The following is a 22,379-nucleotide window of genomic DNA, read 5'->3' on the forward strand; positions in this document are numbered from 1 at the left end:
GAGAAGTAAACAAGAGCCTGCACCCGAACCACATCGGAAAGAGATGAACGCTCGCACATCCGCAGGAACGCTGGTCGTTCCTCTTCTGATGGTGCTGGCTCTTCTGGGCCCTGTGCCCACACCCGCCCATGGCGGCAGTGCCCCGGATGCCGTGCGACTGTCCGTGGCGCCAGGCAAGGACACACAGTTCACGGCCCTCACTGGAGAAGCGGGATTGCCCTCGGGAAATGTGTACGGCATTGCCCAAGACACCCAGGGCTTCCTGTGGTTCGCCACTGGTGACGGTCTGAGCCGCTACGACGGCTACACCTTTCGAAACTTCCGGTTCGATCGCAACAACCCCAACAGCCTGGGCCACAACACCGTGGTCGCCATCCGGCCGGGACGTGGTGGCGTGTTGTGGCTGGGAACCACCGGCGGAGGGGTGGACCGGTTTGACCCGGCGACGGAAACCTTCACGCACTACCGCCACGACCCGGGGAATCCCAGCAGTCTGAGCAGCAACAGCATTTCAGAAGGGAGCGTGTACGAGGATCCAGAGGGCGTGCTGTGGGTGGGCACCACCGACAGCGGTCTGAACCGGCTTGATCTCGCGACAGGCGCTGTGACCTACTTCCGGCACATCCCCCGGGACGCCGACAGCCTGAGCAGCAACAACATCGAAAGCCTGTATCAGGATTCGGAACGGATGCTCTGGATCGGAACGGCGGACGCGGGACTCAACCGGCTGGACCCGGTCACGGGCCGGATCACCCGGTACCCATCGCGCCCCAACGATCCGCACACGCTACCGAGCCCCCGTGTGCATGGCATGCACGAAGACCGTGCGGGGAGGTTTTGGGTTCTGACCGATGGCGGCCTGATGTCACTGGATCGCCGCACCGGCCAATTCACACGTTTGGCCATCACGACCGGCTTGCGGGACGCTGCCAGTCTCAGTGCGACCAAGGATGTCCATGAGGATGCCCATGCCGTGCTTTGGGTTGGCACCGAAGGCGCGGGGGTCCTGAAATTCGACCCGGCTCAGCGCCACCTTGTTCAATACAGGAACGAGCCTGCCGACCCCCACAGCCTGCGCAACAACTTCATCAGCTCGTTCTGGGAAGACCCTTCCGGGACGCTGTGGGTGGGCACCCTGGGTGGCGGGGCGAACAAGCTCTACACGCGACCTCCCAAATTTGCCCGCCACCGGCACGGGCAGGACGCCAACAGCGTGGCCGACAACTTCATCCTGTCCGTCTTCGAGGACCGCAACGGCATCGTGTGGATCGGCAACGACCGGACCCTCAACCGGTGGGATCGCTCGTCCAACACCTGGCGGACCTTTCGCAACGACCCCAATGATCCGACCAGCATCTCCAATGGTTCGGTGACGGCCACGCAGGAAGACCCGGATGGCACACTCTGGTTCGGCACCTACAACGGTGGGCTGAACGGCTTCGACCCCAGGACCAACCGCTTCAAGGCCTACAGGACGAATCCCAATGACCCCCAGGCGCTCAGCGATGACATCATCCGCGCGCTCTACCGCGACTCCAATGGCGTCCTTTGGGCGGGAGGCTGGAACAACGGGCTGAACCGCTTTGATCGTGCCAAGGAAACGTTCCGGCAGTTCCGGCACGATCCGGGCAACCCGGCCAGTCTGGGAGGCGGTTCGGTGACCGACATCTACGAAGACCGGGCACACACTTTGTGGGTGGCCACGGAAGGAGGCGGCCTCAACCGGTTCGACCCGGCGACAGAAGCCTTCAAGCGGTACCGGAGCGATCCGAAGGATCTGTCCAGCCTGCCCGACGACGCTGTGCGGGTCCTGCTCGAAGACCGGTCCGGTCAGTTCTGGGTGGGCACCGCCGGCGGCCTGTGCGCCTTCGACCGGATCAACGGCATCTGCACGGCGGTCTACACGCAGAAGGAGGGGCTTCCGAACAACACCATCGAAGGCATCCTGGAAGACGAGCGGGGCAACCTCTGGATCAGCACCAACAACGGCCTGTCCCGCTTCAACCCCGGGACGAAGACCTTCCGGAACTACGACGTGCTGGACGGTCTTCAAAGCAACGAGTTCAACGTTTTCACCGCCTTCCACAAGAGCGCGCGGACCGGCGAGATGTATTTCGGCGGCATCAACGGCTTCAATGTCTTCGACCCCGCCCGCATCGACGACAACCCGTTTGTACCGCCGGTCGTGCTCACCGATTTCCGGCTGTTTGGCAAGTCTGTGCCGGTCGGCGGCCAAGACCCGGTGCTGGCAAAGAACATCAACAGAACGGATGAGCTGACATTTCCCCACTTTCAAAACAGCCTCTCGTTCGAGTTTTCAGCCTTGAGCTATGTCGCGCCGACCAAGAACCGGTACCGCTACAGACTGGAAGGTTTTGACAAGGACTGGCGCGAGGTGGGCAGCAACGAACGGTTGGCGGTCTATACCAGCCTGCCTGCGGGGCAATACCTGTTCCGGGTGCAGGGTTCGAACGAAGATGGGGTCTGGAACGGTCAAGGGACAAGCCTCAAAGTCACCATCACGCCACCGTGGTGGGCAACGTGGTGGTTCCTCTGCCTCCTGTTGGCGCTCCTGCTGGGCCTGGCGTTCGGTGGTGATCGCCTGCGGGTCATGCGTCTGAAGCGATACAGCCAAAAACTGGAGCGCGACGTGACCGAGCGCACGGCCGAACTGGCCGCGAAGAACAAGGAGCTGGAGGCCTTTTCCTACTCTGTCTCGCACGATCTGCGCGCGCCGCTGCGCCACATCGACGGCTATCTGACGCTGCTCAAGGAGAGCGCTGCGCCGATGCTCGATCAAGACAACCTGCGGCACATCGAAACGATTGCCAGAGCGACCCGCCGCATGGGCATGCTGATCGACGACCTGCTGTCCTTCTCGCGGATGGGGCGCCAGGAAATGAGCAAGACCGCCGTGGACCTGGGTGACCTGGTGGCTGAAGTCGTTCAGGAGATGGCGCCGGAGACCGAGGGCAGGGACATCGACTGGCACATCGCCGAACTGCCTGTGGTCACCGGTGATCGGGCCATGTTGCGCGTGGTGCTGGTCAATCTGATCTCGAACGCCCTGAAATTCACCCAGAAGCGCGAGCGAGCGGAGATCACCATCGGCTGCCTGCCTGACCAGGCCACCGAAACCGTGGTCTTCGTGCGGGACAACGGCGCCGGTTTCGACATGCGGTACCACGACAAGCTCTTCGGCGTCTTTCAGCGCCTGCACCGAATGGAAGAGTTTCAGGGCACCGGTATCGGTCTGGCCAACGTTTTCAGGATCGTCGCCCGGCATGGCGGCCGGGCGTGGGCAGAAGGAGCGGTTGACTTTGGTGCGACGTTCTATTTCTCGCTACCGAAGGGACATGCCTGAGGATGGTCCGGAATCGGGTTCAACGCGCTCCCGCCGAAGCGAACGAGGCCGACGCGCGGACCCACCTGCCCAGCCGTGCGCCCCTGCGCCACAGCACAACCCAGGCGGACGGGCGCGACGCGGGTTGGACCAACGGCACCAACTGGTACTCGCTGTAGGAGTCGGGTGACCCCACCGGCGATCTGGGCTCGGCGTCGGCGCCGATCACCACCCAGTCCTGCAGCAGGTCGATGCTGGCGCCGGGACCGAGAAACAAATCTTGCGCCACGTTCGGCTGGGTCAGCCAGAGGCGGCCGCTGACCACCCGCAGACGCACGCCGGTGCTGGCGTGGATGAGGCGGGTCTGGCGTGGCAACAAGCGGGTGGGCTGGGCGGTGGTGGGGTGCATGGCGGGCCTCCTGTGGATGAGGCTCCACTGTCCGTGTTTGATCCCTGGCGCAACAGACACACAGATTGCCCAGCTCGTGTGCACCAGACGCGCTTTTCGCGCCATCTGTGTGGTCTCTTTGGGGTCCATCTGTACCGGTCATCCACGTGCGTGGGCGCCTTGTGTGTGCTGGCACTCGGTTAGCATGGAAACGCCATGCCCGCGCCCCCTTCCCCGCTCGCGCTGTGTCCGGCCCCGTCGGCCGAACCGGTCCCCGCCCTGCCGCTGTACCAGCAGATCGCGCAGACACTCGCGCAGCTGATCCACAGCGGTGCGTTCAAGGTCGGTCAGCGCCTGCCGTCTGTGCGAGCCACGGCGCTGGCGCAGGGTGTGTCCATCTCCACCGCGATGCAGGCCTACCGCCAGCTCGAAGAGCAGGGCCTGGTGCAGGCGCGCCCCAAGGCGGGCTACTTCGTGCGCCGCGCCCAGCGCATCGCCCAGCCCGGCCTGAGCGCGCCGCCCCAGCGCAGCTTTCTGCTGGAGCGGCAAAGCCGCTCCGAGGCCTTCGCCATGCTGCACCAGCCCGGCGACCGGGCGACGTTTGGTGGCTTCACCCCACAAAGCAGCGAACTGTTCGACGAGGACCGTCTGCGGGTGGCCATCGGCCGCGCCTCGCGGGTGCACCGGCACAGCCTGACCGAATACAACAAGGCCGATGCCGGACGGCCCGCGCTGCGTCGGGCGGTCGCCCAGCGCGCCCTGCAGCTGGGCTGCGCGCTGGACGCCAGCGACATCGTGATCACCGCCAGCTGCACGCAGGCGGTCAGCCTGTGCCTGCGCGCGGTCACACAGCCGGGGGACGTGGTGGCGCTCGAATCGCCCACTTTTTTTGGCTACCTCGACCTGATCGAATCCCTGGGCCTGCGGGTGCTGGAGATCCCCACGCACCCGGCCACCGGGCTCTCGCTGCCCGCGCTGGAACTGGCGCTGGACACGCAACCCGTCAAGGCCGTGCTCGCGGCCCCCACGCTGTCCAACCCGCTGGGATCGGTCATGCCACTGGCGGCCAAACAGCGGCTGGTGCGCCTGCTGGCCCAGCGGCGGGTGCCCTTGATCGAAGACGTGGTGTTCAACGACCTGTTGTCCGGGGACGAGCGGCGCAAGGCCGCCAAGTCCTGGGACACCGAAGGCAACGTCATGGTCTGCGGATCGTTTGCCAAGACGCTGACGCCGGGGATCCGCTTGGGCTGGGTCGAGGCCGGTCGCTGGCGCGATGCCGTCGCCACCCACAAGCGCCTGCAGGGCGCCGCCACCAACGTGGTGCTGGAAGAGGCGCTGGCCGATCTGCTGACCCAGGGCAGCTACGAAGCCCACTTGCGCCGCCTCACGGCGTCCATGCGGCAACGCCGCCACGAGGCGCGGCACCTGATCGCCCACCACTTCCCCCCGGGAACGCGGGTGAGCAATCCGCCGTCGGGCGACACGCTCTGGCTGGAGCTGCATCCGGCGATCGCCAGCATGGACCTCTTCAAACGCTGTGCCAGCGAGGGCATCACCTTCGGCCCGGGCGAGCTGTTCACCGCCACCGACCGCTACCGCCACTGCCTGCGGCTGAACTTCTCGGGCCCCTGGAACGCCGTCACCATGCAGGCGCTGGCGCGCATCGGCGAGATCGCGCGCCAGATGCTGGAGCGCCCTGCCGCCAGCCCGACGCCCCCGGTGTTGCGGCGCGCTTAGGCGACTGCGCGGCGGGAAAACCAGCACCCGCGTTCCACCGCCCGCAGCCACAATGGCCGCACCATGCTCCAAGACCAGATCACCCCAACCCTGAGCGCGGCGCGGGCGCGCGAGATCGCCACCGCCTTCGACCTGCGCGCCCTGCCCGCCGACTTCCTGGCCAACCCCTACCCGGTCTACACCGCCCTGCGCGAGCGCGAGCCGGTGCGCCAGATGCCCGACGGCTCGGTGTTCCTCACCCGTTACGCCGACCTGGTCGCGGTGTACCGCGACGCGGCCACCTTCAGTTCCGACAAACACGTGGAGTTCGCGCCCAAATACGGCGCGGATTCGCCGCTGTTCGAGCACCACACCACCAGCCTGGTGTTCAACGACCCGCCGCTGCACACCCGCGTGCGCAAACTCATCATGGGCGCCCTCACCCGCCGCGCCATCGCCGACATGGAGCCCGGTCTGATCGCGCTGGTCGACAGCCTGCTGGACCAGCTTGAAGCAAAGGGCGGCGGCGACCTGATCGAGGATTTCGCCTCGGCGATACCGGTGGAGATCATCGGCAACCTGCTCGGCGTGCCGCATCAAGACCGCGGGCCGCTGCGCGCCTGGTCGCTCGCCATCCTGGGCGCGCTCGAACCGGTGGTGACACCGGCCCAGCACGCGCTGGGCAACCAGAGCGTGAGCGAGATGCTGGTGTACCTGCGTACGCTGGTGGCGCACCGGCGGCGGCACCCCGGCGACCCCGAGCACGACGTGCTCACGCGACTGATCCAGGGCGAGGTGGATGGCGAAAAGCTCAGCGAGGTCGAGTTGCTGCAGAACTGCATCTTCCTGCTCAACGCCGGCCACGAGACCACCACCAACCTCATCGGCAACGGCCTGATCCTGCTGCAGGAGTTCCCGGCGGCGCGCGCGCAGCTATTGGCCGATCTGCAGGCCACGGCCAGCGATGCCGCCGCGCAGGAACAAGTGCTCACGCTGGCGGTGGACGAGTGCCTGCGCTTCGAATCGTCCAACCAGCTCGGCAACCGGCGCGCGCTGAAAGCCACGCAGGTCGGCGGTGTGGACTTGCCGGCGGGCGCGCTGGTCACGCTGTGCATCGGCGCGGCCAACCGCGATCCGGCGCAGTTCCCCGACCCCGAAACGCTGGACCTGCGGCGCGCCACCAACAAACACCTCGCGTTCGGCTTCGGCATCCACCAGTGCGCGGGCCTGAGCCTGGCGCGGCTGGAGGGGCGCATCGCCATCGGCCGCTTCCTGCAGCGCTTCCCGGACTACCGGCTGAGCGCAGCACCCACGCGCGGCGGACGGGCGCGTTTCCGCGGTTTCCTGAACGCGCCTTTCAAGCTCGGCTGATGCTCGGACAACCCACGCTCGCAGGAGATCCTGCTGACGAAGCGCAGCGGCCGGGCTCTCAACTCAAGGAACAGACGGCACGACCAGCGCCTGGGCCACGGTGAGTTCGCCCAGCCGGCTCTCGGCCCAGAAGCGGCTGGTGCCGGCCTGGCGCGCGAGCAGCAGGCGCTCGGCCAGCGGTGCCACAGGGGTCAACGCCGGATCGATCAGCAGCACGTAGCGCTCTTCGTCTTCGTCGAGCCGCCCCAGCCAGTCCAGTGCCACGAGGGCAGCCACCGGTTCTTCGAGCTGCAGGGCTTCCACGCGCAGCGTGTGGGCCAGCGCGGCCAGGCTCTGGCCTTTCTGCGCCGCGCCCTGCGCCAGGTGCAGCTGCTCCAGCACCTCCAGCGCCAGCTGGAAGCTCCAGCCCGGGCTGTCACCGCGCCGCGCAATGCCCGCCAGCAGGCTGGGCAGGTAGGCGGACACCACCGCGCCCAGCAGGATGATCACCCAGGCGACGTAGAACCACACCAGCAGGATCGGCACGGTGGCGAAGGTGCCGTAAACCACCGAATAGGTCGGCACCTGGGCCAGGTACCAGCCCAGCGCTTCCTTCGCCAGCTCCAGACCACTGGCCACGAACAGGCCGCCGATGAGCGCATGGCCCCAGCGCACGTGGGTGTTCGGCACATAGCGGTAGAGCGCGCCCATGCCGACCACCACGATCGCAAACTGCACCGTGTCCAGCAGCAGGCGCACGCCACCCGGCAGCACCGAGACCATGCCGCGCGAAGCGGTCAGGGCGTAGGAGGTGGCGGTGAGGCTGACCGCGAGCAGCAGGGGCCCCAGCGTGAGCACCGCCCAGTAGACCAGGATGCGCTGCGCCAGCGGGCGCGCCCGGCGCACGCGCCAGATGTCGTTGAGCTTGCGGTCGATGGTGAGGATCAGCGCCAGCGCGGTCACCAGCAGCACCAGCGCACCGGCCCAGCCCATCTGGCCGGCCTTGGCGGCGAACTGGTTGAGCGAACTCAGCACCTGCCGGGCGATGTTGTCCGGGATCAGGCTCTTGACCAGCCAGCCCTGCAGCGTGACCTGCAGGCGGGCGAACATCGGGAAGGCGCTGAAGATCGCCAGCGCCACGGTAAACAGCGGCACCAGCGAGATGGTGGTGGTGAAGGTCAGGCTCGACGCGGTGACGCCCAGGCGGTCTTCGCGGAAGCGCTCGCGCAGCGTGATGGCGGTGTTGCGCCAGGGGAATTTCAGCGTGTCTTCCCACAGCTCGCGCAGAAAGGTTTCCATCGCCCGCAGGCGCTCATTCAGGGTCATCCCGGTATCATCCCAGATTGTCCCTGGGGCGCACCTCCGGTGCCGCCGCCCCGCCAACTTTCCCCCTCCATGCCCGCCGCCCTGCACACCCCTTCGTCGCCCACCTCGCCCGCCGTCTCGTTCACCCGCTGGCTCGCCGTGGGCAGCCTGCTGGGCCTGATCGTGCTGTGCCTGGCCTGGGAACTCTGGCTCGCGCCGCTGCGCCCGGGTGGCTCCTGGCTGGTGCTCAAGGTGTTGCCACTGACCCTGCCGCTGGCCGGGCTGCTGAAGAACCGCATGTACACCTACCGCTGGCTCAGCCTGCTGGTGTGGGTCTATTTCACCGAAGGCGCGGTGCGCGCCACCAGCGACAGCGGGCTGTCCGCCGCGCTGGCCGGCATCGAGGTGCTGCTGTGCGTGCTGCTGTTCGTGGCCTGTGCGCTGCACGTGCGCATCCGCCAGCGCGCCGCCGGCCAGGAAGCCGTGGCCGCCGACAAGGCCCGCCACGCCGCGGCCACCGGCGCCGCGGCCGACCCTGTCAACACCACCTCCACAACCCGCCCATGAACGCACTGCTCGACCAACTGCGGGCCATCGTCGGTGCGACCCACGTGCTCACGCACGACGACCCGGCCACCGACCTCAGCGCCTGGGAAAACGACTGGCGCCAGCGCGCCCGCGGCTGTGCACTGGCCGTGGTGCGCCCTGGCAACACCGGCGAAGTGTCTGAGGTGGTGAAAGCCTGTGCGGCGGCCGGCGCATCGATCGTGCCGCAGGGCGGCAACACCGGTCTGGTGGTGGGCTCGGTGCCCGATGACAGCGGCACGCAGGTCGTGCTGTCGCTCACGCGCATGAACCGCGTGCGCGCCATCGACGGCGCCAACCTCACCATGACGGTCGATGCCGGCTGCGTGCTGCAGGCGCTGCAGGAAGCCGCCGAACAGGCCGGCTTCCTGTTCCCGCTCTCGCTCGCGGCCGAAGGCAGCTGCACCATCGGCGGCAACCTGGCCACCAACGCCGGCGGCACGCAGGTGGTGCGCTACGGCAATGCGCGCGATCTCTGCCTGGGCCTGGAAGTGGTCACCGCGCAGGGCGAGGTGTGGCACGGCCTGACCGGCCTGCGCAAGGACAACACCGGCTACGACCTGCGCGACCTCTTCGTCGGCAGCGAAGGCACGCTCGGCGTCATCACCGCGGCCACGATGAAGCTCTACCCGCTGCCCGCCGCGCAGCTCACCGCCTGGGCCGCTGTGCCCAGCCTGGAATCGGCCGTGGCCTTGCTGGGCCTGGCGCACCAGCACCTGGGCGCGGGCCTGACCGGCTTCGAAGTCATGGGCCAGTTCGCGCTGAGCCTGGTGGCCAAACACTTCCCGCAGCAGCGCGTGCCGCTGTGGGAAGACACGCCCTACTGTGTCTTGCTGGAAAACAGCGACAGCGAGTCCGAAGAACACGCGCGCGCGCAGTTCGAGCGCTTGCTCGAAACCGCTTTCGAGAACGGCGTGGTGAGCGACGCCGTGGTGGCCGAGAGCCTGCAGCAGGCCCACGCGCTCTGGCACATCCGCGAAAGCATCCCGCTGGCGCAGGCCGAAGAAGGCCTGAACATCAAACACGACATCAGCATCCCGGTTTCGCGCATTCCGGCCTTCTGCGCCGAGACCGACGCCCTGCTGGAGCGCGAGATCCCCGGCGTGCGCCTGGTCAACTTCGGCCACCTGGGCGACGGCAACCTGCACTACAACGTGCAGGCGCCCGCCGACGGCGATCCCAAGGCCTTCCTGCGCGAGCAGGAAGCGCGCGTGAACACCCTGGTGTTCGACGCGGTCGCCCGCTTTGACGGCTCCATCAGCGCCGAACACGGCGTGGGCAGCCTCAAGGCCGACAAGCTGCCGCACTACAAGGACCCGGTCGCGCTGGCGCTGATGCGCTCCATCAAGCAGGCGCTGGACCCGCAGAACCTGCTGAATCCCGGGCGCGTGCTGCCGCGCTGACCCTGGCACCGGGTCACGCCGGCCTCTTTGCACACCGGGATCCGCCGCTTGGCCCACCTGCTCCTGCTCGCCATCGTCTACGTGTCGTTCGTCAGCCTGGGGCTGCCCGACGCCGTCATGGGCGTGATCTGGCCCGCGATGCGGGCGGACATGGGCCAGCCCCTGGCGGCCCTGGGCGTGCTGACCCTCACCATGACGGTCTGCGCCGCGCTCAGCGCGGGCTTTGCCGGGCGCATCGTCGCGCGGGTGGGCACCGGCGTGGTGGTCGCGGCCAGTTGCCTGATGACCGCGCTGGCCCTGGTGGGGTTTTCGGTGGCGCCTTCGTTTGCCTGGCTGGTGCTGCTGGGCATCCCGCTGGGCGCGGGCGGCGGCGCGGTCGATGCCAGCCTGAACCACTTCGTTGCCGCGCACTACTCGTCGCGCCACATGAACTGGTTGCACGGCTTCTGGGGCGTGGGCGCCACCACCGGTCCGGCCGTGATGGGTCTGGCGCTGGCCAGTCCGGGCGGCTGGACGCGCGGCATCCTCGCCCTCGGGCTGGCCCAGCTCACACTGGCCGCGCTGCTCTGGGCCACGCTGTCACTCTGGCGGCGTGAACGTTCCCAGCCGGCGGACGCCGCTGCGACACGCGAACCACCGGTGGTCTTCAAACCGGTCGCACGCCGCGCCCTGTGGCTGGCGCCGCTGTGTTTCCTGTTCTACGTCGCCGCCGAAATGGGCACCGGCCTGTGGGCCGCCAGCATCCTGGTGAACGACCGGGGCATCAGCCTTGCGCAGGCGGGCTTCTGGGTCTCCCTGTATTTCGGCGCCATCACCGCGGGGCGTTTCGGCGTGGGCCTGGTTTCGGAACGCCTGGGCAACCGGCGGCTGGTGCGCCTGGGGGCCACACTGGCATTGGCGGGCGCTGCCTTGTTCGCCCTGCCCGGCCTGCCGGCGTTGGTGTCACTGGCCGGTCTGGTGTTGATGGGGCTGGGCTGCGCGCCGGTGTTTCCCTCGCTGATGCACGAGGCCGCGCGGCGCTTTCCGGCCGACGTGGCGCGCACCGTGATCGGTCGGCAGATGATGGCCGCCTACGCGGGCGGCTCGGTCATCCCGGCCGCGTTTGGCCTGCTGGCCACCTGGGTCGGGCTCGGCGCGGTGATGCCGGTGGTGATGCTGCTGCTGATCGCCCTGCTGTGGGCGACCCGCGCCCTCGACCGGCTGACCTGAAACGGCGCGGTATCAGGCGGCTTTCAGGCGCGCCTCGTTGATCTGGGCCGAGCGCTGCCAGGCCGGCCGCGCCTGCATCCGCGCGGCATAGGCCTCGAACACCGGCCGCTTCTCGATGGTGCCGAACATCAGGCCCCACACCACGCTGGCCCCGACGTAAACATCGGCCGCGGTGAACTGTTCACCGCACACATACGGCCCCTTCGACAGCCCGAGCTCCAGCGCGTTCATCGTGTCGGTGTAACAACCGAAGCCGACCATGGCGCTGCGGCCCTCGGGCACTTCCCAGCCGAGCGAGCGCGCCACCACGGCCTGCTCCAGCGGCCCGGCAGCGAAGAACAGCCAGCGAAAGTAGTCGGCCCGGGCTGGCGAACCGGGCGGCGGGATCAGGCCTTTTTCCGGGAACCGGTCACCCAGGTAAGCGCAGATGGCCGCAGCCTCGGTCACCACAGCGTCACCATGGCGCAGCGCCGGCACCTTGCCCATGGGATTGACCGCCAGGTAGTCCGGCGCCTTCATGGTGGTGCCGTAATCGAGCCAGACGGTTTCGTAAGGCTCAGCCAGTTCTTCCATCATCCAGTGCGCGATGCGGCCGCGGGACTGGGGGTTGGTGTAAAGGGTCAGTGAAGGCATGGCGGAGTCTCCGGTTGGCGGATGCGACGAGGCCGCATCGTAGCCCGCAGACGCGTGGCGGTCCACCGTGGCGCAGGGGTGATCCAGAGCGGGCACAATCGTGGTTTCGCCTGCCCGTTGGCCTCTGAAACTGTCCCATGACCGACCATAGCCCCCAGCGCCCTGTGCGCTCGCAATACGAAGATTTCATGCGCCACGTGTTCACCCAGGGCGTGAACAAAGGCGACCGCACCGGCACGGGCACCCAAAGCGTGTTTGGCCACCAGATGCGCTTCGACCTCAACGAAGGCTTCCCGCTGGTGACCACCAAGAAGGTGTTCCTCAAGGCCATCATCGTCGAGCTGCTGTGGTTCCTGCGCGGTGACAGCAACGTGAAATGGCTGCAGGAACGCGGCTGCACCATCTGGGACGAATGGGCGCGCGCCGACGGCGACCTCGGCCCGGTCTACGGCGTGCAGTGGCGCAGCTGGCCGACGCCCGACGGCGGTCACATCGACCAGATCGCCGACGTGATCCAGACCCTGAAAACCAACCCCGATTCGCGCCGCATCATCGTCAGCGCCTGGAACGTGGCCGAACTGAACAAGATGGCGCTCATGCCGTGTCACGCGTTCTTCCAGTTCTACGTGGCCCCCGCCACCGAACCCGGTGGGCGCGGCAAACTCAGCTGCCAGCTCTACCAGCGCAGCGCCGACATCTTCCTCGGCGTGCCCTTCAACATCGCCAGCTACGCCCTGCTCACGCACATGGTGGCACAGCAGTGCGACCTGGACGTGGGCGACTTCATCTGGACCGGCGGCGACTGCCACATCTACGACAACCACCGCGAACAGGTGGAACTGCAGCTGAGCCGCCAGCCCTTCGCCTACCCGACGCTCAACATCAAGCGCCGACCCGATTCCATCTTCGACTACCAGTACGAAGATTTCGAGGTGCAGGGCTACGAGTGCCATCCGGCCATCAAAGCCCCAGTCGCGGTGTGAGGATGGCCCCCACGCTTGCCCACCTCGTGTGGACGCTGCCCCCCGAAGGGTCGCCCGCCGGCTTGGGGCGACCCGGCGCTGGCGAATGATCTCCCGCCGCCAGCTCTGGGCGTTGCTGGCCCTCACGCTCATGTGGGGCGTCAACTGGCCCATGATGAAGCTCTCGCTGCAGCAGCTCTCGCCGCTGTATTTCCGCGCCAGCACCATGCTGCTCGGCGCGGCCTGGCTGTTCGTCTACGTGGCGGCCCAGGGCGAGCGCATGCGCCCGGCCGGACGCGAATGGTGGGCCATCGTCTGGCTCGGCCTGCCCAACGTGCTGGGCTGGCACACGCTGTCGATCTTCGGCGTGCAGGAGCTGGCCTCAGGGCGTGCAGCCATCCTGGGCTTCACCATGCCGATCTTCACCGTGCTGATCGGCGCGGCCTTCTTCGGTGAACGCATCACGCCGCGCGTGCGGCTCGCGGTGCTGTGTGTCAGCATCGCCATCGCCCTGCTGCTGTGGAACGAACTGCAACGCCTTTCAGGTCGCCCGGTGGGCGTGGCCTGGATGCTGGGCGCCGCCGCCTCGTGGGCGCTGGGCACGCTGCTGTTCCGCCGCGCGCACCTCACGCTCTCTCCGCTGGTGGTCACGGTCTGGATGCTGCTGCTGGGGAGCTTTGTCGTCTGGGTACTGGCGCTGTCGCTGGAGCCGCTGCCGCAACCGGCCACCTTCACGCCCCTGATGTGGATCAGCCTGGCCTACGGCGCGCTGATCAACTACGGCATCGCGCAGCTGATCTGGTTCGGCATGGCGCGCGACCTGCCGCCCGCCACCAGCGCCATGAGCGTGATGGCGATCCCGCTGGTGGGCACGCTGAGCGCCACCTTCATCATCGGCGAGGTGCCGCACTGGCAGGACTGGCTGGCCATGGGCTTCGTGATGCTGGCGATCGCCAGCGTGCTGTTGCCGCCGGGCGCCTTGCGACGGCGGCCCGTCGCGGCACAATCGACGGATGCCTGACACCACCGCCCCAACGCCCGCCCGCTTGCACCTGATCTACGCCCGCGCCGCCAACGGCGTGATCGGCAAGGACAACGCCCTGCCCTGGCACCTACCCGAAGACATGGCGCACTTCAAACGCACCACGCTGGGCTGCCCGGTGATCATGGGCCGCAAGACCTGGGATTCGCTGCCGCCGAAGTTCCGGCCGCTGCCCGGGCGCCTCAACATCGTGGTCACGCGCGACACGGGCTGGACGGCCGAAGGCGCGGCCGTCGCCCACTCGCTGGAAGCCGCACGCGACCACTGTCCACCCGGCAGCGACGCTTGGGTGATCGGTGGCGCACAGGTCTACGCGCAGGCGCTGCCCCTGGCCACCAGCGTGGTCGTGACCGAGATCGCGCAGGACTTCGAAGGCGACGCGTGGGCCCCCGAACTCGGCCCCGGGTGGACCGCCGTCGGGCGCGAAGACCAGGTGGCCGCGAACGGTCTGCCCTTCAGCTTCGTGACTTACCAGCGCGCCGCAGTCCTCTGACCTGCGATCACAGGTCCTGGAACCTCACTGGCCCTTGACCTTGGCCAGCAGTGCGCTGACCTCGGCACGGCGGCCTTCGTCGGCGATCTGGCGGCCGGCGCGGCCCGGCGCCTGCAACGCCTTTTCAAGGTAAGGCACGGCCTTCTGCGGCTCGTCGGTCTGCACCAGGAAATCGGCGTAGAAGTAATTGGGGTCGATGCCCTTGGGGTTGATCGTCAGCGCCTTCTGCAGCAGCTCGCGCGCCTTGGCCTTGTCACCAAAGCCCAGCGGCCAGCCCGGCACCTTGTAATACAGCACGCCCAGGCTGTTGTAGGCCGAACCCTCGAGCGCGGCACCGTCGATCTGGATCGCCGATTCGTACAGGCCCTTGGCCTGCTTCACGAGCGGCAGCGCACCGAGGCCGCCTTTTTCACCCGCCCAGGAACTCAGGATGATGCCTTCCCAGACCAGGGGTTCGGCGCGACCGGCGAAGCTCTCGCTCACCTGGTGCGCCCGGGTCGCCAGGGCTTCAAAGCGCTTCTCGCGCTCCTTGGCCGGCGTCTTGTAGTTGACCTGTTCCCAGGCTTGCTGGAGCTCGCGCACCGACTCCTCCACGGTGGCGGCGCTGGCCGCCAGGGGCACCGCCAGCAAGGCCAGGGCCGACAGCGTGGCGCCCAGGAAACGGCGGCGCAGCGCGCCGACCTGGATGGACAGGGTTGGGGAGGTGGTATCAAACATTTTCAGATCCTTCACATCAAATGGGGGAGCTCAGCGAAGTGATCGCCGGAGGGCGATCGGTGGTGGCGGCTGCGGGCAATGCGCGGCTGTTGCGCTTGAAGCCCGCATCGAGCCAGGTGGGTGCGAGCCCGTTGAGGCGCACGGCCAGCGACTCGGGAAAGCCCACGAACCGCTCGGCCGCTTCGCTCTCCAGCAGCGCCAGCAACTCGACCGCCACGGTCTGCGGGCTGTCCATCGCGGTGCCGGTGGCCTGGTTGTAGGCCTCCACCGCCTCGTTGTTGAAATCGGTGCGCGTGCTACGCGGGCCGAGGTACTGCACCTTCACCGGCGTCTCCTGCAGCTCGCGGCGCAAGGCTTCGGCGAAACCGCGCAGGCCGAACTTGCTCGCGCTGTAGGCACTGAAACCGGGCAGACCCAGGCGTCCGAGCACCGAACCGACGCAGATCACCTGGGCCGTTGGCTGGGCCAGCAGGTGCGGCAGCAGCGCCTGCGTCAGCAGCATCGGCGCGATCAGGTTGGTCTGCACGACGGCCTGGATGTCGCGAGCGTCCAGCGACTGCAGGCGACCGAACGACGCAAGACCCGCGTTGTGCACCAGCACGTTGCAGCCCCAGGCGGATGCCAGAACCGACAGGCTCGCCAGGTCCTCCGGGCGCGACAGATCGGCCACCCGGAAGTCGATGCGGGGCGACTTCACCCCGGTCAGCTGGGACAGCTCGCTGGCCTGGGCCGCCAGGCCCGCCGCCGATCGGCCGACCAGCATCACGGCAGCTCCCGCCTTCAGCAGCGCCTGTGCCACGGGCTGACCGATGCCACCGCTGGCGCCCGTGAGCACCACGCGCGCACTGGATGCCTTCATGCCAGGGCCTCTTGCTTGTTGTTGGCCTGCGCCTGGACCACGGGCAGCGGCAGGCCGCGGAAGACGTCACCGTAGAGGCGGAAGAAAGCGCGGGCACCGTGCACGATGTCGCGCTGGTCCTGCGGGTCCTCGATCTGGTCCATCAGCAGCGCGAAATGGGCGGTGTGTTCCTGGTCCAGCGTGCCGTGCGAACGCAGGTAGCTGAAGGCCGCATCCGGCAGACCGAGCGGCTGCTGGATGCTGTCGGCCGCCAGCAGGGCCAGCGACACGCTGGTGCCTTCAAGCACATGCACCATGCCGAAGAAGCCCAGCGGATTGCGCCGGGCGATGGTGTCGTAGGCATAGGCCACCATCACTTCGGTGGCGTGGCTTGGCTGACCGTTGCGCACCGCCTCGGCGTCGGCACCGCAGGCGCGGATGTCGTCGAGGATCCATTCCTCGTGGCCGCGTTCTTCTTCGACGTATTCGTCCATCGCGTCGTTGAGCCAGGCGTGGTGCGCCGGCAGCGCGGCCTTGCAGGCCCGCAGCAGGGGCACGGTGTGCTTGACATGGTGGTAGGCCTCGGTCAGGAAGGCCACATAGCTCGGCAGGGACACCACACCCTGCAGGCAGCCCTGGATGATGGGTGCGGACAGCAGCCCCATGCGGGCCTGCTCGGTCTCTTTCAGCAACTCGGCGTGAAATGGCATGTTGGTCTTTCGGAGAGGGGAAATCGGTTCAGAGGGCGGCGTCGGCCAGCAGGCCGAGCGCTTCGGCATGGCGGGCCAGAATGGCGTCGCGCTGGGGCCGGCCGTTGGCCGTGGCCATGCCGGTGTCGGCCGAAAAAGCAGCGGCGGCGCGGACCCAGTGGCGGATCCGGGCGTAGTCGGGCAGACCGGCGTTGGCCACATGCACGGCAGCGTGCAGCACAGCGTCGCTCAGGTCGGGATGTGACGGCCAGAGCACCGCGCTGAGCGCGGCCTGACCATCACCCAGTACCACGGCCTGGCCGATAGCGTTTTCGCCGCGCAATGCGGTCTCCACCCACTCGGGCGACACGTTGCGGCCAAAGGCTGTGATCAGCACGTTCTTGCGGCGACCGCGGACCTGGACAAAGCCGTCGGCGTCGATGTGCCCGAGATCGCCGGTGGGCCACCAGTCCGGTGGCGCCTTCGGGTCACCCAGGTAGCCCGCAAACAGGCTGCCGCTCACTTCCAGTTCGCCATCGCGGGTGACCCGCACGCTGGCGTGCGGCAGCGGCTTGCCGGCGCTGCCGGGGCGGTCGGCACCGGGCAGGTTCAGCGTCTGCACCGAAGCCCCTTCCGACAGTCCATAGCCCTCATAGGCCGGAATGCCCAGCCGGTGCGCGGCCTCGATCAGGGGCGCTCCGACGGCCGCACCGCCCACGGCGACCATGCGCAGCGAGGCCGGCGCGCGTTGTCCCTGGCGGGCGAGCCAGCCGACCCAGGCCCGCAGCATCTGCGGCAAGAGGATCAGGCTGTTCGGCTGGTGCTGTTGCACGGCCGCGTGGAAGCGGGCCGGGTCGAAGCTGGACGAACCGGTGAGACCCAGATCGCCCAGGGGCAACACGATGATTTCGGCACCGCGCGCCAGGGGCGCCATCACACCCGCAATGTTTTCCAGCAGCACGGCAAACGGCAACGCACACAGGTGGCGGCGGATGCCCAGCGGCTCCAGCGCCTGCACCAGACCATCGGCCACCTGTCGCATGCCCTGCGCGGTCAGGCAGACCCCTTTGGGCTGGCCGGTCGTGCCGGAAGTGAAGGTGATCTTGGCCGTACCGGCCGGAAAGGTCTGTGGCAGCGCGGGCAGGCGCAGGCATTGCAGGGCCTGACCGGCCACGGTGCAGTCCTGGCGCGGCGCATGCGCCCACTGAGCGGCCACGGCTTCGGTGGTCAGCAGGCTGTCCACCCCCGCGGCCATCAGCGCATGACCGATCTGCGCTGGCGTGAAAAACACCGGCAGCGGCACGTGCACCACGCCCGCCAGGCCGGCCGCCAGATCGGCGATCACCCAGGCGGGCGAGTTGTCCATCAGCGTGGCCAGCACGCGTGTGCCCTGGGCCCGCAACACATCGGCCAAGGTTTGCGCGGCCTCGTGCATCGCTGCGTACGTGATGCCGCGCTGGCCGTCGTTCAGCGCGATGGTGGTTGCGTCGGTGTTCAAGAAGCGGCTCCCGCGCTGCGCTGGCGGCGCTCCAGCAGGCGCAAGGCCTGCTGCACCTGGCCGGCCAGGACCACCGGGTGGTGCTCGTAGTAGCTGCCCCACTCGGAAGCCGCATCGCCCAGGGCCTGCGCGTCGGCGCGCCCCAGCGCCAGCGGTGTGACACCCAGGCGCACGAACAGGTGGCGCAGTTCTTCGGTCAGCGTGCTGACCACCCACGAAGCCCCTTCCACCGCGAGGTGGTGCGCCATCAGGAAGATCAGGCGACGGCCTTCACCCGGCCGCTCAGCGGCCAGGTGGCCCACTTCAAAAATGCCTTCCGGCGCCACGGCTGCGCCATTCTGGTGCGCAGCCAGCAACTGCCCGATCGGCGCGTCGAGGTAACGCTGCAGGAACAGCGTGCCCTGGTGCGCCCGCCGGTAGCCGGCAGCGGCAACGATCTGCTGGCTCAGCGGATCGCGCAGGCACACCAGCGTGGGCGCAAAACCCGTCACCCGGGCGCCAAACCGGCGTGCGTACACGCGGCCAATGAAGGCTTCGACTTCGCCACGCCGCGGGTCGTCCACGGTGTGCACGGTCAGGCGGGGTACGGGCGCTGGCGCGATCAGGGTCGGCAGGCGATCATCCGGAAAAGAGGACAGGGCCATCAACATCCAAGCTCCTTGTGTCAGCCCCGGTTTCCAGATGAACCGGGTGACTTCAGGGGCATGGTCGACGGGCAACATTAAATGGCCCTTAACCGTGGCAAGGACCCGCCGCCAGAAGCGGCAAAACCTAGAATGGCGACTCCTTCTTCTCCACCCGCCCGCCCCCATGCAACTAGCCACCTGGAACGTCAACTCCCTCAACGTGCGCCTGCCCCAGGTGCTGGACTGGCTGACGGCCCACCCGGTGGACGTGCTGGCCTTGCAGGAACTCAAACTCAGCGACGACAAGTTCCCGCTGCAGGCGTTCACCGACATCGGCTACCAGGCCCAGTGGTTCGGTCAGAAGACCTACAACGGCGTGGCGCTGCTGAGCAAGTCACCCGCCGAGGACGTGGTCCGCAACATCCCCGGGTTTGCCGACGAACAATCGCGCGTGTTGTGTGGCACGTTTGACGGCGTGCGGGTGATCGGCGCGTATTTCCCCAACGGCCAGGAACCCGGCAGCGACAAGTTCGCCTACAAGATGCGCTGGCTCGACGCCCTGCGCGAGTGGCTGCGCGCCGAGCTGGTGGCGCATCCGCAACTGGTGTTGATGGGCGACTACAACATCACCTTCGACGATGCCGATGTGTGGGACCCGGTGGGCCTGCGCGAGACCATCCACTGCACGACCGAAGAACGCAACCACCTGCAGGCGCTGATCGGTCTCGGTCTGACGGACTCGGTTCGCCTGTTTCCACAGCCCGAAAAAAACTACAGCTGGTGGGACTACCGCGATTTTGCGTTCCGGCGCAACCGCGGCATGCGGATTGACCACATCCTGATCAGCGAAGCGCTGAAGGCCCGCGCCACCGCCTGTGAGGTGGACAAGCTGCCGCGCAAGAACGAGCGCCCCAGCGACCACGCGCCGGTGGTGCTCACTCTAGATTGAGTTCCTGAATCTTTCGGGTGATCGTGTTGCGCCCGATGCCCAGCTTCTGGGCCGCTTCGATGCGGCGCCCGCGGGTGTTCGCCAGCGCCGTCTGGATCAGGCAGGTTTCAAAGCGGTGCGTGAGCACATCCCACACATCGGTGCGCCCCGCTTCCAGCAAGGTCTGCGCCTCGGCCTGCAGACCCGCTTCCCACGCAGTCGTGCCCCCCTCAACGGGCGCCGCCACCACGGGCGCCGCCACCACGGGCGAGGCTACCGCCATCGCTGGCGCAGGGGCGACCATGGCAACGGCTGGCAACGGTACCGGCTGCGGCGGTGGCGTCCACGCCGACCCGACCAGTTCGGGCGCTGCAGCGATCGCAGCCTGAGGGCTGTCCATCGTGGCCGCGCCAGCCATGGCCAGCACTTCGGGGGGCAGATCCTTGAGGTCGACCACCTGCGAGGGCGCCATGACCGTCAGCCAATGGCACACGTTCTCCAGCTGACGCACGTTGCCCGGGAAGTCAAAAGTGCCCAGCAGTTTGAGTGCCGCCTCGGAGATGCGCTTGGGTTCCACGCCCAGCTGCTTGGCACTTTGCTGCAGGAAGAAGCGCGTGAGCATGGGCACGTCTTCACGCCGCTCGCGCAACGCGGGCAGGCGCAGGCGGATCACATTGAGGCGGTGGAACAAGTCCTCGCGGAACACGCCTTCCTTGACCCGCTGCTCCAGGTTCTGGTGCGTGGCGGCGATCACACGCACGTTGGCACGCACCGCGCTGTGGCCACCCACGCGGTAGAAATGGCCGTCGGAGAGCACGCGCAGCAAACGCGTCTGCAGGTCAAACGGCATGTCACCGATTTCGTCGAGAAACAGCGTGCCGCCATCGGCCTGCTCAAAGCGGCCGCGGCGCATGGTCTGTGCACCGGTGAACGCACCACGTTCATGGCCGAAGAGTTCGGACTCCAGCAGGTCTTTGGGGATTGCAGCGGTGTTGATCGCGACAAAGGGCCCCCCCGAACGCGGCGAATGTTTGTGCAATGCGCGCGCGACCAGCTCCTTGCCCGAGCCCGACTCGCCGGTGATCAGCACCGTCACCTGGCTCTGGCTCAGGCGCCCGATGGCGCGGAACACGTCCTGCATGGCGGGCGCCTGACCCAGCATTTCGGGCGCAGCGGTCATTCGCTCTTCGGACACCTCTTCGCGCTGGCTCTCTTCCACCGCGCGACGGATCAGCTCCACCGCTTTGGGCAGGTCGAAGGGCTTGGGCAGGTATTCGAAGGCGCCGCCCTGGAAGGCGGAAACCGCGCTGTCCAGATCGGAGAACGCGGTCATGATGATGACCGGCAGACCGGGCAGTTTTTCCTTGACCTTCTCCAGCAGATCCAGACCCGAGCCACCCGGCATGCGGATGTCGCTCACCAGGATCTGCGGGCCTTCGCTCTCGGGCGTTTCGGCCAGCGCCTTGAGCACTTCCTGCGGGTTGGTGAAACTGCGCGTCGGCAGGTTTTCGCGCAGCAGGGCTTTCTCCAACACAAAGCGGATCGATTGATCGTCATCCACTATCCAGATCGGCTTCATGTATTCGTGTTCCCTTCAGGCGAGGCGTTGTTGTTTCGGTTTCATGGCAACGGAATCAGCAATTTGAAATCCGTGTGACCCGGCACGCTCTCACACTCGATCAGGCCATGGTGCTGCTGGACAAAAGTTTGAGCCAGCGTGAGTCCGAGACCCGAACCACCATCGCGTCCCGACACCAGCGGGAAAAAAATGCGGTCCTTGATCGAGTCTGGAACGCCAGGCCCGTTGTCGATGACATGCAATTCCAGTGCCAGCCGATAGCGCTGCTTGCCGAAGGTCACTTGCCGGCCCACACGCGTCCTCAGAATGATCTGTCCATCACCCGCCGCAATGCGCTCGCCCAGCGCCTGCGCCGCGTTGTGCGCAATGTTGAGCACCGCCTGGATGAGCTGCTCGCGGTCACCGCGAAACTCGGGGATGGAGGTGTCGTAGTCACGCACCACCTTCAGCCCTCTGGGAAACTCTGCCACGATGAGTGAACGCACGCGCTCGCAGACTTCGTGGATGTTCACGTCACCGACCACATGTGGCCGGCGGTGCGGCGCAAGCAGGCGGTCCACCAGCGACTGCAGACGGTCGGCCTCGTGGATGATGACCTGGGTGTATTCGATCAGCTCTTTGGATTCGAGCTCCATCTGCAGCAGCTGCGCAGCGCCCCGGATACCCCCCAGCGGATTCTTGATCTCGTGCGCCAGGTTGCGGATCAGTTCCTTGTTGGCCTGGGCCTGATCGATCAGACGCTCCTCGCGCTCCTGGCGGGTTTGCAGCTCCAGCGGCAACAGCTCCACGATGACTTCGCCCGGCACCTCGGTCTGCGCCACCACCACGTGCACGGGCAACGGCTCGTGGGTGGCTCGCTTGAGCCAGGTGTCGTAGCGCAATGCCGCAAACTCGTTGCCCCGGGCGCCACTCAGGGCGCTCTGCAGCAGCGTGGGCTCGGTGAAACAGTCCTGCAAGCGCGAACCGTTGATGCTGCGCCGGGACATGCCCAGCGCATCTTCGAGAGCGGTGTTCGCGTACAACACGGCGCCATCAGCCGCGACCACGGCCACGAGCGTGGCCAGCAGGTCAAGCG

At 67.4% G+C, this 22,379-nt stretch carries 20 protein-coding genes; 10 read left to right on the top strand and 10 right to left on the bottom strand.

Translation table 11 applies throughout. The features are described from left to right. Window positions 1-43: 43 nt before the first annotated feature. Window positions 44-3,364 carry a two-component regulator propeller domain-containing protein gene (locus F3K02_RS25025; protein ID WP_177139123.1) on the top strand — a complete coding sequence of 1,107 codons (3,321 nt, stop codon included), beginning with the start codon at window positions 44-46 and terminating at the stop codon, window positions 3,362-3,364. A 19-nt stretch (window positions 3,365-3,383) separates the two neighbouring features. On the opposite strand, the gene F3K02_RS25030 is transcribed toward F3K02_RS25025, so the two are convergent. Then, window positions 3,384-3,752, bottom strand: a complete 369-nt coding sequence (locus F3K02_RS25030) for a DUF2917 domain-containing protein (protein WP_177139125.1) — start codon at window positions 3,750-3,752, stop codon at window positions 3,384-3,386. Window positions 3,753-3,947: 195 nt separating this feature from the next. Between F3K02_RS25030 and F3K02_RS25035 the strand changes: the two genes are divergently transcribed. Beyond that, complete coding sequence (locus F3K02_RS25035; protein ID WP_177139127.1) at window positions 3,948-5,468, top strand: aminotransferase-like domain-containing protein; 1,521 nt, start codon at window positions 3,948-3,950, stop codon at window positions 5,466-5,468. Window positions 5,469-5,531: 63 nt separating this feature from the next. Next, entirely contained in the window at window positions 5,532-6,818 is a 1,287-nt protein-coding gene (locus tag F3K02_RS25040) for a cytochrome P450 (protein ID WP_177139129.1), read from the top strand. Window positions 6,819-6,881: 63 nt separating this feature from the next. Here F3K02_RS25040 and F3K02_RS25045 read toward each other — a convergent pair whose 3' ends face one another. After that, window positions 6,882-8,123, bottom strand: a complete 1,242-nt coding sequence (locus tag F3K02_RS25045) for a YihY family inner membrane protein (RefSeq protein WP_177139131.1) — start codon at window positions 8,121-8,123, stop codon at window positions 6,882-6,884. A gap of 69 nt (window positions 8,124-8,192) precedes the next feature. Between F3K02_RS25045 and F3K02_RS25050 the strand changes: the two genes are divergently transcribed. The 3 genes from F3K02_RS25050 to F3K02_RS25060 are packed head-to-tail and all read left to right on the top strand — an operon-like array spanning window position 8,193 to window position 11,299. Then, window positions 8,193-8,669, top strand: a complete 477-nt coding sequence (locus F3K02_RS25050) for a DUF2069 domain-containing protein (protein WP_177139134.1) — start codon at window positions 8,193-8,195, stop codon at window positions 8,667-8,669. After that, the gene (locus F3K02_RS25055; RefSeq protein ID WP_177139136.1) at window positions 8,666-10,090 is read left to right on the top strand and encodes an FAD-binding oxidoreductase; all 1,425 of its coding nucleotides are present in this window, start codon (window positions 8,666-8,668) and stop codon (window positions 10,088-10,090) included. Before F3K02_RS25050 ends, F3K02_RS25055 begins: the two co-directional genes overlap by 4 nt. Before the next feature lie 48 nt (window positions 10,091-10,138). After that, window positions 10,139-11,299, top strand: a complete 1,161-nt coding sequence (locus F3K02_RS25060) for an MFS transporter (protein WP_177139138.1) — start codon at window positions 10,139-10,141, stop codon at window positions 11,297-11,299. A gap of 12 nt (window positions 11,300-11,311) precedes the next feature. Here F3K02_RS25060 and F3K02_RS25065 read toward each other — a convergent pair whose 3' ends face one another. Then, window positions 11,312-11,932, bottom strand: a complete 621-nt coding sequence (locus F3K02_RS25065; RefSeq protein ID WP_177139140.1) for a glutathione S-transferase family protein — start codon at window positions 11,930-11,932, stop codon at window positions 11,312-11,314. A gap of 137 nt (window positions 11,933-12,069) precedes the next feature. Between F3K02_RS25065 and F3K02_RS25070 the strand changes: the two genes are divergently transcribed. The 3 genes from F3K02_RS25070 (at window position 12,070) to F3K02_RS25080 (ending at window position 14,429) form a co-directional block, all read left to right on the top strand. After that, window positions 12,070-12,915 carry a thymidylate synthase gene (locus F3K02_RS25070; protein WP_177139142.1) on the top strand — a complete coding sequence of 282 codons (846 nt, stop codon included), beginning with the start codon at window positions 12,070-12,072 and terminating at the stop codon, window positions 12,913-12,915. Between the two features lie 85 nt (window positions 12,916-13,000). Beyond that, entirely contained in the window at window positions 13,001-13,915 is a 915-nt protein-coding gene (locus F3K02_RS25075; RefSeq protein WP_177139144.1) for a DMT family transporter, read from the top strand. Beyond that, a complete protein-coding gene (locus tag F3K02_RS25080) occupies window positions 13,908-14,429 on the top strand; it encodes a dihydrofolate reductase (protein WP_177139145.1) in 522 nt (173 codons plus the stop codon). Before F3K02_RS25075 ends, F3K02_RS25080 begins: the two co-directional genes overlap by 8 nt. A gap of 24 nt (window positions 14,430-14,453) precedes the next feature. Here F3K02_RS25080 and F3K02_RS25085 read toward each other — a convergent pair whose 3' ends face one another. From F3K02_RS25085 to F3K02_RS25105, 5 genes are read right to left on the bottom strand one after another with little or no spacing between them, the layout of a single operon-like run. After that, the gene (locus tag F3K02_RS25085) at window positions 14,454-15,146 is read right to left on the bottom strand and encodes a tetratricopeptide repeat protein (protein ID WP_218179580.1); all 693 of its coding nucleotides are present in this window, start codon (window positions 15,144-15,146) and stop codon (window positions 14,454-14,456) included. A 16-nt stretch (window positions 15,147-15,162) separates the two neighbouring features. Then, a complete protein-coding gene (locus F3K02_RS25090; protein ID WP_177139146.1) occupies window positions 15,163-16,005 on the bottom strand; it encodes an SDR family oxidoreductase in 843 nt (280 codons plus the stop codon). Then, a complete protein-coding gene (locus F3K02_RS25095; RefSeq protein WP_177139147.1) occupies window positions 16,002-16,694 on the bottom strand; it encodes an iron-containing redox enzyme family protein in 693 nt (230 codons plus the stop codon). The genes F3K02_RS25090 and F3K02_RS25095 overlap by 4 nt, the downstream gene beginning before the upstream one ends. A gap of 28 nt (window positions 16,695-16,722) precedes the next feature. Then, a complete protein-coding gene (locus F3K02_RS25100) occupies window positions 16,723-18,171 on the bottom strand; it encodes an AMP-binding protein (protein WP_246309797.1) in 1,449 nt (482 codons plus the stop codon). Then, the gene (locus F3K02_RS25105) at window positions 18,168-18,815 is read right to left on the bottom strand and encodes a thermostable hemolysin (RefSeq protein WP_177139148.1); all 648 of its coding nucleotides are present in this window, start codon (window positions 18,813-18,815) and stop codon (window positions 18,168-18,170) included. The genes F3K02_RS25100 and F3K02_RS25105 overlap by 4 nt, the downstream gene beginning before the upstream one ends. A 166-nt stretch (window positions 18,816-18,981) precedes the next feature. Between F3K02_RS25105 and xth the strand changes: the two genes are divergently transcribed. Continuing rightward, window positions 18,982-19,746 (top strand): exodeoxyribonuclease III, encoded by a 765-nt coding sequence (gene xth / locus F3K02_RS25110; RefSeq protein ID WP_177139149.1) that lies wholly within the window; start codon window positions 18,982-18,984, stop codon window positions 19,744-19,746. On the opposite strand, the gene ntrC is transcribed toward xth, so the two are convergent. Both ntrC and glnL read right to left on the bottom strand, forming a co-directional pair. After that, complete coding sequence (ntrC, locus tag F3K02_RS25115; protein WP_177139150.1) at window positions 19,733-21,304, bottom strand: nitrogen regulation protein NR(I); 1,572 nt, start codon at window positions 21,302-21,304, stop codon at window positions 19,733-19,735. The two genes, xth and ntrC, sit on opposite strands and share 14 nt — an antisense overlap. A gap of 41 nt (window positions 21,305-21,345) precedes the next feature. Then, a complete protein-coding gene (gene glnL, locus F3K02_RS25120) occupies window positions 21,346-22,371 on the bottom strand; it encodes a nitrogen regulation protein NR(II) (protein WP_246309810.1) in 1,026 nt (341 codons plus the stop codon). Between the last annotated feature and the right edge of the window lie 8 nt (window positions 22,372-22,379).

The sequence above is a fragment of the Hydrogenophaga aromaticivorans genome (genome assembly GCF_013387465.1).
In the GTDB taxonomy this organism is placed as follows: domain Bacteria; phylum Pseudomonadota; class Gammaproteobacteria; order Burkholderiales; family Burkholderiaceae_C; genus Hydrogenophaga; species Hydrogenophaga aromaticivorans.